The 11,435-nt window shown below is 37.1% G+C and carries 9 protein-coding genes; all 9 read left to right on the plus strand.

The genetic code is table 11. The annotated features are described in order from the left end of the window. Nucleotides 1-61: 61 nt before the first annotated feature. Entirely contained in the window at nt 62-172 is a 111-nt protein-coding gene (locus GFJ36_RS01070; RefSeq protein ID WP_001083700.1) for a DUF3948 family protein, read from the plus strand. Between the two features lie 310 nt (nt 173-482). Further along, nucleotides 483-1,601, plus strand: a complete 1,119-nt coding sequence (hppD, locus tag GFJ36_RS01075; protein ID WP_098230763.1) for a 4-hydroxyphenylpyruvate dioxygenase — start codon at nt 483-485, stop codon at nt 1,599-1,601. A gap of 66 nt (nt 1,602-1,667) precedes the next feature. Further along, on the plus strand, nt 1,668-2,624 hold the full coding sequence (locus GFJ36_RS01080; RefSeq protein ID WP_000674024.1) for a fumarylacetoacetate hydrolase family protein: 957 nt from the start codon (nt 1,668-1,670) through the stop codon (nt 2,622-2,624). Beyond that, the gene (locus GFJ36_RS01085; RefSeq protein WP_048542891.1) at nt 2,590-3,762 is read left to right on the plus strand and encodes a homogentisate 1,2-dioxygenase; all 1,173 of its coding nucleotides are present in this window, start codon (nt 2,590-2,592) and stop codon (nt 3,760-3,762) included. The genes GFJ36_RS01080 and GFJ36_RS01085 overlap by 35 nt, the downstream gene beginning before the upstream one ends. Before the next feature lie 231 nt (nt 3,763-3,993). Then, the gene (bcaP, locus tag GFJ36_RS01090; RefSeq protein ID WP_000809356.1) at nt 3,994-5,409 is read left to right on the plus strand and encodes a branched-chain amino acid transporter BcaP; all 1,416 of its coding nucleotides are present in this window, start codon (nt 3,994-3,996) and stop codon (nt 5,407-5,409) included. Nucleotides 5,410-5,517: 108 nt separating this feature from the next. Beyond that, on the plus strand, nt 5,518-6,789 hold the full coding sequence (locus GFJ36_RS01095; RefSeq protein ID WP_098230761.1) for an MDR family MFS transporter: 1,272 nt from the start codon (nt 5,518-5,520) through the stop codon (nt 6,787-6,789). Between the two features lie 369 nt (nt 6,790-7,158). Beyond that, the gene (locus GFJ36_RS01100; RefSeq protein ID WP_000161438.1) at nt 7,159-8,244 is read left to right on the plus strand and encodes a D-alanine--D-alanine ligase; all 1,086 of its coding nucleotides are present in this window, start codon (nt 7,159-7,161) and stop codon (nt 8,242-8,244) included. Between the two features lie 60 nt (nt 8,245-8,304). Next, nucleotides 8,305-9,681, plus strand: coding sequence for a UDP-N-acetylmuramoyl-tripeptide--D-alanyl-D-alanine ligase (gene murF, locus GFJ36_RS01105; RefSeq protein ID WP_088121136.1), 1,377 nt, complete (start codon nt 8,305-8,307; stop codon nt 9,679-9,681). A gap of 305 nt (nt 9,682-9,986) precedes the next feature. Next, a partial coding sequence (cshA, locus tag GFJ36_RS01110) for a degradosome RNA helicase CshA (RefSeq protein WP_137035454.1) occupies nt 9,987-11,435 on the plus strand: 1,449 nt, incomplete at its 3' end.

Below are 11,435 nucleotides of genomic sequence, written 5' to 3' on the forward strand. Positions count from 1 at the left end.
ATCAAGTGTATTAGTATAATAGAAGTTTTAAATCATACAAAATGAAAGGAGAATGAGGAATATGAACAGTGAACAAGTGTTACAAGTAACAAAAACAGATTTATTAGGATCATTAGGTGGAGCGGTAGTATTAACATCATTTATTTTATTCCTTGCAAATGTATTAGTATGAGACATATAAATACAATCATTCAAAAAAAATAAAGACTCTAGCATATTAGTAAGTAGTTAATATGTTGGGGTCTTTTTTGTTTTCCTCTCCTATATACCTTCAAGTATGAATATTCCCTCCGTCATGTAAAGAGAAAAAAGTCGAATTTTATATGTAAGAAAAAAAGAGGAATTTGACAGAAAAGATAGAAAATTTTAAAGGTCAGAATTTGTTAGCTTGCTAACTAATTTCTATTAATTGATGTTGGAAGCGTTTTCGGTTGGTTTTAAGTATGAACCATTTAATCTATTTACAGGGGGATGAGGATTTTATGAAACAAAAATCTATGGATACGCTAGCTGCACAAATGGAGGACTTTTTTCCGGTACGTGATGTAGATCATTTGGAATTTTACGTAGGAAATGCAAAGCAATCAAGTTATTACCTCGCGAGAGCATTCGGGTTCAAAATTGTGGCTTACTCTGGATTAGAAACTGGTAACCGTGAAAAGGTATCTTATGTTCTTGTGCAAAAAAATATGCGTTTTGTTGTGTCTGGTGCTTTAAGTAGCGATAATCGTATCGCAGAATTTGTAAAGACACATGGTGATGGTGTAAAAGATGTTGCTTTACTTGTTGACGATGTTGACAAAGCATATTCGGAAGCTGTGAAACGTGGTGCCGTTGCAATTGCTCCACCTGTGGAATTAACAGACGAGAACGGTACACTGAAAAAAGCAGTTATTGGTACGTATGGTGATACAATTCACACGCTTGTAGAGCGTAAAAATTATAAAGGAACATTTATGCCAGGATTCCAACAAGTGGAGTTTAATATTCCATTTGCAGAGTCAGGTTTAATTGCTGTAGATCACGTAGTTGGTAATGTTGAGAAAATGGAAGAATGGGTTAGCTATTATGAGAATGTTATGGGCTTTAAACAAATGATTCATTTTGATGATGACGATATTAGTACAGAGTATTCAGCATTAATGTCGAAAGTTATGACAAATGGAAGTCGTATTAAGTTCCCTATTAACGAGCCAGCAGATGGAAAGAGAAAATCGCAAATTCAAGAATATCTAGAATTCTATAATGGAGCAGGTGTACAACATCTTGCTTTATTAACAAGCGATATCGTTAAAACAGTGGAAGCACTTCGTGAAAATGGCGTGGAGTTTTTAGATACACCTGATACTTATTATGATGAGTTAAGTGCGCGAGTTGGGAAAATTGATGAAGAAATTGATAGGTTAAAAGAATTAAAGATTTTAGTAGATCGCGATGAGGAAGGATACTTACTACAAATCTTTACGAAACCAATTGTAGATCGTCCAACTTTATTTATTGAAATTATTCAACGTAAAGGTTCTCGCGGATTTGGAGAAGGGAACTTTAAAGCATTATTTGAATCAATTGAAAGAGAACAGGAACGTCGCGGAAACTTATAAGATTTGTATCCACCAGCAAAAGTCTCTTTGCTGGTGGAAATTTCATTTTCATAGGGAGGAATCATGATGAAATTTGTTACATTTCGTCTTCCTTCGAAAGAAATGCGAGCTGGATGGCTTGAAGGTGACAAAGTAATTGATATGAATCTTGCTAGTGATGGAAAATTACCTTCTTCTATGTTCGCCTTTTTAGAGAAAGCGGATGAGTATGTAGAAGTATTGCGTAATATGGAGAATCCGGAAAAGGGTATATATTCCTTAGAGGAAGTGCAATTAGCGGCGGCAATTCCTAATCCGAGTAGTATTCGGGATTTTTACGCGTTTGAACAGCATGTAAAAACGGCCCGCGGCCGGAGAGGGCTAGAGGTTGTACCTGAATGGTACGATATCCCGGTTTTTTATTTTACGAACCATCGTGCTGTAATTGGTCCAGATGATTTTGTAATTGGTCCGAAGAAATCTAAAAAGCTTGATTATGAGTTAGAGATCGCTTGCGTAATTGGGAAAGAAGGAAGAAATATTTCTCGTGAGCAAGCAGAGGAATACATTTTTGGTTATTGTATTATGAACGACTGGAGTGCAAGGGACTTACAAGCAACAGAAATGAAGGTAGGACTTGGTCCAGCAAAAGGAAAAGATTTTGCAACTTCATTAGGAGCGCACCTTGTTACGAAAGAGGAATTGGATGTTTATCGTAACGGTGACCGTTATGAGTTAGAGATGACTGCTCATGTAAATGGAAAGCTATTATCAAAGGGGAACTTCCAAGATATTTACTATACATTTGCTGAAATGATTGAACGTGCTTCGGAAGACGTTACGTTATATCCAGGCGATGTGATTGGTTCTGGGACAGTAGGAACAGGTTGTGTTTTAGAACTGGGTACGGAAGAGTGGCTGCAAGATGGGGATGTTGTAGAACTTACGATTACTGGTTTAGGTACGTTACGTAATACGGTCAAAAAAGAAATGGAAGCAGGTGATGGGCATGTTTTATCGTCACATGGGGGAGCTACCTCATAAACGACATGTACAATTCCGTAAAAAAGATGGGTCGCTTTATCGCGAACAGGTAATGGGAACAAAAGGTTTTTCTGGTACGCAATCTATTTTGTACCATCATTATATGCCAACGGAAGTAGGTCATGCGGCATTATCTCATTCTTGTCAGTTGCAGTATGAAGAAGATGTAGCTCTTGCTCATCGTCATTTTCGCACGAAAGAAAATAAAAAAACTGGCGATGCAGTAAGCGGAAGGAATTTTATGCTTGGGAATGAGGATTTATTAATTGGAGTAGTGGCTCCAACAGAAAAAATGGACTATTTCTACCGTAATGGTGATGGTGATGAAATGTTATTTGTTCATTACGGAACAGGGAAAATTGAAACGATGTTTGGAACGATTCACTATCGAAAAGGTGATTATGTAACAATCCCAATTGGAACGATTTATCGTGTTATTCCAGATGAGGGAGAGACTAAGTTTCTTGTTGTAGAGGCAAATAGTCAAATCACAACGCCGCGTCGTTATCGGAATGAATATGGACAATTGTTAGAGCATAGTCCGTTTTGTGAGAGAGATATTCGTGGTCCTGAAAAATTAGAGACGTATGATCAAAAAGGTGAGTTTGTCGTAATGACAAAGTCGCGAGGCTATATGCATAAACATGTTTTAGGGCACCATCCGTTAGATGTTGTTGGTTGGGATGGCTATTTATATCCGTGGGTCTTTAATGTAGAGGACTTTGAACCAATCACAGGTCGTATTCATCAGCCACCTCCAGTACATCAAACGTTCGAAGGTCACAATTTCGTTATTTGTTCTTTCGTACCACGTTTATACGACTATCATCCAGAATCTATTCCGGCACCATATTATCATAGTAACGTGAATAGTGATGAAGTACTGTACTATGTAGAAGGAAACTTTATGAGCCGGAAAGGTGTGGAAGAAGGTTCTATTACACTTCATCCGAGCGGAATTCCTCATGGGCCGCATCCTGGGAAAACAGAGGGAAGTATAGGGAAGAAAGAAACACTTGAACTAGCTGTTATGATAGACACGTTCCGTCCGCTTCGTATTGTAAAGCAAGCACATGAAACAGAAGATGAAAAATATATGTATAGCTGGATTGAAGAAGGTTCACATACTGTGAAATAGGTAAAAAGAGGCATGCTCAATAAGTGAGCATGCCTCTTTTGTGGAATCGACATGTATAATAATACCAAAAAAAAATACGGAAAGATATATAGAAACAACGATAAGGATATTGTATGTTCCGAAAGATTTCTACTTATTTCGACAAAAGTATTGACTGGGGAAAGTGCAATGAGTAAAATAAAAAAGCGAATTAAAAATTTTCAGAAAATTTAAAACTTGGAGGAGCATGCTATGAAGCAAATTTTTCAAAAGAAGCCTATTGCAAAGCTAATGCAAGAGAGTAAGCAAAAGACGTTAGCAAGAACATTGGGTGCATTGGATTTAACTATGCTTGGAATCGGGGCAATTGTTGGAACAGGTATTTTTGTTCTAACGGGCGTGGTAGCAGCAAAACATTCTGGGCCAGCTATTATATTATCATTTGCGATAGCCGCGTTAGCCTGTGCCTTTGCTGCATTTTGTTATGCTGAATTCGCTTCTTCAGTTCCTGTCTCAGGCAGTGTGTATACGTACACATATGCGACGATGGGAGAGGTATTCGCATTTTTAATTGGATGGGACTTAATGCTTGAGTATTTACTCGCTACATCTGCTGTAGCAAACGGTTGGTCCGCTTATTTTCAATCTTTATTAAAGGGATTTGGGATCCATATTCCTACCATTCTCTCCTCGGCCCCTGGTACAGGAAAGGGTGGAATAATTGATTTGCCTGCGGTTCTAATTATTTTAGTAATGACAGTTCTTTTATCTAGAGGTGTTCGTGAAAGTGCACGAATAAATAACATTATGGTGTTTATTAAATTAGCGGTTGTTCTCATATTTATCTTTGCTGGTTTTAATTATGTAAAACCTGAAAATTGGACACCTTTTATGCCGTTTGGCTTAGATGGTGTAATGGCTGGAGCTGCTACAGTGTTTTTTGCATTCATAGGGTTTGATGCAGTTTCAACGGCAGCAGAAGAAGTGAAACGTCCACAACGTGATTTACCAATTGGCATTATTGCATCTTTATTAATTTGTACGGTTCTTTATATTGTTGTTTCACTTATTTTGACAGGAATTGTTCCATACGGACAGTTAAATATATCAGATCCAGTTGCTTTTGCACTTCAATTTATTGGACAAGATAGTTTAGCGGGAGTAATTTCAGTAGGAGCAATTACAGGAATCACAACAGTAATGTTAGTTATGATGTATGGGCAAGTACGTGTTTCGTATGCAATGAGTAGAGATGGATTATTGCCGAAGCGCCTTGCTAAAGTCCATCCAAAATTTAAAACACCATTTTTAAATACATGGACAACAGGAATTATTGCAGCACTTATTTCAGGATTAATAGATTTAAATGTGTTAGCGCATCTTGTAAATATGGGGACTTTATCAGCCTTTGCACTTGTAGCTGTTGCTGTTATTGTAATGAGAAGAACTCATCCGGATTTACCAAGAGCATTTAAGGCACCGCTTGTACCATTTTTACCAGCATTAACGGTGATTTTTTGTTTATATTTAATGCTTCAGTTATCCGGAACTGCTTGGATTAGTTTTGGGGTATGGATGGTTATCGGTATTGCAGTTTACTTCTTATATAGCCGAAAACATAGTGCTTTAAATAATAGTAAAGACGAAGAAGATGCAGCGAATTTATAAGTTGAAAAATCCATTCTAATTCTGTTAGGATGGATTTTTTATTCTGAAAATTTACATTTTTCTGATTGTGTATATAATATAATTGTTGGGGAACTGAGGGGGGAATGTATGAAAAATACGTGGCGTGAGTTAAGGGAGATGGACCGAAACATATGGATTCGGTTTATTGGCGAAACGTTAAATGGAATTGCAATGATGATGTTGATGCCTTTTTTTGCCCTATATTTAAAAGATAAGGTGGATTCGTTATTGGAAGTAGGGGTTATTATGGCACTTTCTCCGATTGCCGCAAGTTTCGGTTCTCTTCTCGGTGGGAGGATTGCTGATATATATGGAAGAAAGCCAATAATGATTTTTTCAATGGTGAGTAATGCTTTGTTCATGCTAGGTTTTTTATTTATAGAAGGATTTATTCCTTATGCTATTTTATCTATTTTTTTAGGGCTCAGCAATTCATTATTCCATCCCGCTGCATCAGCAATGGTTGCGGATGTAACAGCACCTGAAAAAAGAACAGAAGCATATGGTTTATTACGAATGGGGCACAATATGGGTGCTGCAATTGGCCCGATAATGGGTGCTTCAGTAGTTATGTTGTCGAAGAACCTTGTGTTTATTATTGCCTCGTCTACGATGTTATTTTATGCATTACTTGTATTCATTCTTATTCAAGAGACAATGCCAAAGAGTGCGAATAAAGAAGAAAATAAAGAAAAGGAATCAGAGGCGGTTTGGAAAATTGTAATGAGAGATAAGGCACTAATGATTTATTTGTTAGCAGGTATCATTATTTCGATGGGATTTTCTCAAACAGAGGGCATGTTGCCGCTGCACTTTGATAATGAAATGAAAGGCATTTTTGGAACTAACAATCCATATCCATATTTAATGGCTTTAAATGGACTATTAGTTGTGTTGTTCCAATTTCAAATTTCAAAATGGGCCACAGATAAACCTGTCGGAAAGACGATGTTATATGGTGCATGTTTGTTCGGTGTTGGTTTGTTCTTTATAGGATGGTTACCGAAGTGGTTTGGGGAATTTGATGCAAATGCTACGATTATTTTAATAACGTTGCTGTTCGTTTATGCCATATATACGTTAGGTGAGATGATTATGTCGCCTGTACAGATGACGTTTGTAGCGAATTTGGCCCCTGAGCACTTGAGAGGGACTTATATGGGAGCTGCCAGTTTGCAGTGGATTACAGGAGGCGCATTCGGTCCACTTCTTGGCGGTTTTTTATTGGATCGATTACTTGGCCACTTTCTATTTACAATTTTAGCTGTAGGATGTGTAGTTGCAGGTATTGTATATGTTTCTTTAGATCGTCTCGTTGAGCAAAGGCAAAAAGGCACACTGACCAAACAGTCTTCTTAATGAGTAGATGACATACACAAAAAGGGGATTTCTACATATTTTAGGTACATAACTAGATTGGATTACAATTTTATCCCGCTATTTATGGGCAGTAAGACTTCCACCTCAAAATTCGGCGGGAGATAACTGTCCGATTGGTGCGGGCTGATAATTAGTGGGGATGGCCCCTCGTTAATTAAAGTTTCACTGTATTTTAGAATTTAATTTTGTATATTTATGAAGAAAGTTAAGTAGAAAAAGTATAGAAAACCAATAAGTGGTGTCATTTAATTATTTGTGGAAGTTACATTTTATTTCAAATAGGAACTACCTATTTTTATAAAAAGTGCTAAAATAGAAAAATGAAAACAATTGGTTAGGGTGATTTCAGTGACAAAAATTAAATTAGGTTTATTATATGGTGGAAAATCAGCTGAGCATCAAGTTTCGCTACAAACGGCTCTTGCTGCTATTAAAGCATTAAATCAAGATAAATTCGAGATTCATCCAATTTATATTACAGAACAAGGTCAATGGGTGCGCGGTGAGCGTATTGAAGGTGAAGTAACAGATGTTGAAGTTCTAAAAATGAGCGGTGCAGAAAATGCGATTTCTCCGTTATCATTAAGCACAGAAATCATTCCATCTGCAGCTTCTGAGGAAAATGCTATCGACGTTATTTTCCCATTATTACATGGACCAAATGGTGAAGATGGAACGGTTCAAGGATTATTAGAATTAATGAACATTCCTTATGTAGGAAATGGTGTTCTAGCATCTGCTGCTGGTATGGATAAAGTTGTTATGAAAAACATCTTTGCAGAAGCTGGATTGAAACAAGCGAAGTATGCATCGTTTATTCGTAGTGCATGGGAAAAAGATTGTGAAACAGCATACGAAAAAGTAGAAGAAGTTTTAGGATATCCTTGCTTCGTAAAACCAGCAAACCTTGGTTCAAGTGTTGGTATTAATAAGTGTAAAAATCGTGAAGAGCTTGAGAATGCATTTGAAGAGGCATTCCAATTTGATCGCAAAATTATTGTAGAAGAAAATATTGTTGGACGTGAAGTAGAAGTTGGTGTATTAGGTAATGATGAACCGAAATGTTCAGTTGTAGGTGAAATCGTACCGAAAAAGGACTTCTATGATTATAAGTCGAAATATATCGATGGCGATACAGCATTAATTATTCCGGCTGAAATGACAGAAGAAGAGTCTAATGTCATTAAGCGAGATGCAATTATTGCATTCCAATCGTTAGATAGTGCTGGCTTAACAAGAGCTGATTTCTTCTTAACGAAAGACGGAGAAGTATATATTAACGAAGTGAATACGATGCCAGGGTTTACGCCGTTTAGTATGTTCCCTCTACTATGGCAACATACTGGATTACCGTATCCGGAATTAATTGAAGAGCTAATTCGTTTAGCGATTGAGCGTCACGAAGAAAAACAAAAAATTAAATATACAATCTAACAAAAAAGGAGGAAGCACTATTCGCAGGAATAGTGCTTCCTCTATGTAAGGAGTGTTCTCATGATAAATCGAACGTTAAAACAAGTAGAACAGATGGTAAATGGTACGGGATTAGCAGAGCAATATGAGGGAATTACTATACAAGGAGTCTCTATTGATACGAGAAAAATTGAAAATGGAAACTTATATGTTCCGATTCAAGGTGAACGTTTCGATGGACATGCTTTTGTAGATAAAGCCGTTGAAAATGGAGCTGTGGCGACATTATGGATGAAAGATGTAGCAAATCCACCTGAGAATCTTCCCGTTATTTTTGTGGAAGACACGTTATCAGCATTACAAATGTTAGCGAAAAACTATCGCAATCAATTGGATGTGAAAGTTATTGGTGTGACAGGGAGTAACGGTAAAACATCTACAAAAGATATTGTAACAAGTCTTCTTGCGACTAAATTCAAAGTTCAAAAAACAGAAGGAAACTTTAATAACCATATTGGGTTACCTCTTACTATTTTAAACTTAGAAGAAAATACAGAAGTAGCTGTATTAGAGATGGGTATGTCCAGCCGAGGGGAAATTGAATTCTTATCTAAGTTAGCACGTCCAAATGCAGCTATCATTACGAACATCGGTGAGGCACATTTAATGGACTTAGGCTCTCGTGAAGCAATTGCTGAAGCGAAATTAGAAATTGTGACAGGATTACAAGAAGGTGGAGTATTCGTATATAACGGAGATGAGCCATTATTAACAAATCGTGTTCCTGAAATGAATTTAATAGCTGAAACAGTTACGTTTGGTGATGCTAGAGCAAATGATTACTATCCAACGACTGTAACATTACAGGCAACTGGGACACATTTTAAAATGAATAGAGAAGAAAATATTTCATTCTACTTACCAGTATTAGGAAAACACAATGTGTACAATACGCTTGCTTCAATGGCAATTGCGAAATATTTTGGTGTAACGTGGGAAGAGATGAAAGAAGGTTTAGTAACACTTCAAATGACAGGCATGCGTATGGAAATTGTAAAAACAAATAGTGGTTTAACAATTATCAATGATGCTTATAATGCAAGTCCAACGGCTATGGAAGCAGCGTTCCACCTAATGAATGGTTTAGATGGATTTGCTAAAAAAATTGTTGTACTTGGTGATATGCTAGAACTTGGTGATCAAGAAGTACAATTCCATTATGAGGTAGGTAAATTAATCGATCCAGCAAAAATCTCATATGTGTTCACATATGGTAAATTAGGGGCTCAAATTGCTGAAGGAGCGAAAATTAATTTCCCTATTGAGCGTGTAAAAGCGTATGATAATAAAGAGGAGCTAGTAAAAGAGTTACAAGCAGTAGTTGATGTGAAAGATGTTGTATTAATAAAAGCATCTCGCGGCATGAAATTGGAAGAAGTAATTACGATGTTGAAATAATTGGTGTATATAAATAGGGATGATAGATGCGAAAATAGAAGAAACTTATAATAAGCGCTTACAGTAAATATAAAAAAATAAAAGTGAAGAAAAAAACTCTGAATATGAAAATAAGGTAACAGTTGGGTTTGCTTTTTGCACATACAAAACTTATAATTGATAAAGTGTAATAACGTTTAGAAGTATTTTCGCGAAGAATATACGCCCGTTTATATACGTGAGCATTCAGGAAAAGGGCTTTTCCGCAAATTCGGAAAACGCCTTTTTTTAAATGATAAGTATAGGATAGAAAAGGAGAAGTAACATTGACAACATTTCGAGAATTAGGATTAAGTGAGTCTTTACTACAATCTGTTGAAAGTATGGGCTTTGAAGAGGCTACGCCGATTCAAGCTGAAACAATTCCACATGCATTGCAAGGTAAGGATATTATTGGGCAAGCGCAAACAGGTACAGGGAAAACAGCAGCATTCGGATTACCACTATTAGATAAAGTGGATACAAATAAAGAAGCAGTTCAAGGTATTGTTATCGCGCCAACGCGTGAATTAGCAATTCAAGTTGGAGAAGAGCTGTACAAAATTGGTAAACATAAACGCGTTCGTATTTTACCAATCTATGGTGGTCAAGATATTAACCGCCAAATTCGTGCTCTAAAAAAACACCCACACATTATTGTTGGTACGCCGGGTCGTATTTTAGATCATATTAACCGTAAAACACTTCGCTTACAAAACGTAGAGACAGTTGTTCTTGACGAAGCGGATGAAATGTTAAACATGGGCTTCATTGAAGATATTGAAGCGATTTTAACAGATGTGCCAGATACACATCAAACATTATTATTCTCAGCGACAATGCCAGATCCAATCCGTCGTATTGCTGAGCGTTTCATGACTGAGCCTCAACACATTAAAGTAAAAGCAAAAGAAGTAACAATGCCAAACATTCAGCAGTTCTATTTAGAAGTGCAAGAAAAGAAAAAGTTTGACGTGTTAACACGCTTATTAGATATTCAATCTCCAGAGCTTGCAATCGTATTCGGTCGTACAAAGCGTCGTGTTGATGAATTATCAGAAGCATTAAACTTACGTGGTTATGCAGCAGAAGGTATTCACGGTGACTTAACACAAGCGAAGCGTATGTCTGTATTACGTAAATTTAAAGAAGGTGCTATTGAAGTTCTTGTTGCAACAGACGTTGCTGCACGTGGTCTTGATATTTCAGGCGTAACACATGTATATAACTTCGATATCCCACAAGATCCAGAATCATACGTTCACCGTATCGGTCGTACTGGCCGTGCAGGTAAAAAAGGTATTGCAATGTTATTTGTAACACCACGTGAATCAGGACAATTAAAAAATATCGAGCGCACTACAAAACGTAAAGTTGATCGTATGGAAGCACCGACACTTGACGAGGCATTAGAAGGTCAACAACGTTTAATCGCTGAAAAACTTCAAAGCACAATTGAAAATGATAATTTATCATACTACAAGCGTATTGCAGAAGAAATGTTAGAAGAGAATGATTCTGTAACAGTAGTAGCTGCTGCTTTAAAAATGATGACAAAAGAGCCAGATACAACTCCAATCGCTTTAACGTCAGAACCACCAGTTGTTTCAAGAGGTGGCGGTTCTAAAAAACGCGGCGGTAACGGAGGCGGATACCGTGATGGTAACCGTAATCGTAGTCGTGACGGACGCGGCGGTGGCGATGGTCGTAACCGTGATCGCAATCGTGATGGTGGT

It is taken from the genome of Bacillus sp. EE-W1 (genome assembly GCF_009760835.1).
Taxonomy (GTDB): Bacteria; Bacillota; Bacilli; order Bacillales; family Bacillaceae_G; genus Bacillus_A; species Bacillus_A wiedmannii.

Bases quoted from the DNA above. Each gene is read 5' to 3' on its own strand.
- GFJ36_RS01070 (WP_001083700.1), top strand. From the start codon at position 62: ATGAACAGTGAACAAGTGTTACAAGTAACAAAAACAGATTTATTAGGA.
- bcaP (WP_000809356.1), top strand. From the start codon at position 3,994: ATGAAGCAAATTTTTCAAAAGAAGCCTATTGCAAAGCTAATGCAAGAG.
- hppD (WP_098230763.1), top strand. From the start codon at position 483: ATGAAACAAAAATCTATGGATACGCTAGCTGCACAAATGGAGGACTTT.
- GFJ36_RS01085 (WP_048542891.1), top strand. From the start codon at position 2,590: ATGTTTTATCGTCACATGGGGGAGCTACCTCATAAACGACATGTACAA.
- GFJ36_RS01080 (WP_000674024.1), top strand. From the start codon at position 1,668: ATGAAATTTGTTACATTTCGTCTTCCTTCGAAAGAAATGCGAGCTGGA.
- GFJ36_RS01095 (WP_098230761.1), top strand. From the start codon at position 5,518: ATGAAAAATACGTGGCGTGAGTTAAGGGAGATGGACCGAAACATATGG.
- murF (WP_088121136.1), top strand. From the start codon at position 8,305: ATGATAAATCGAACGTTAAAACAAGTAGAACAGATGGTAAATGGTACG.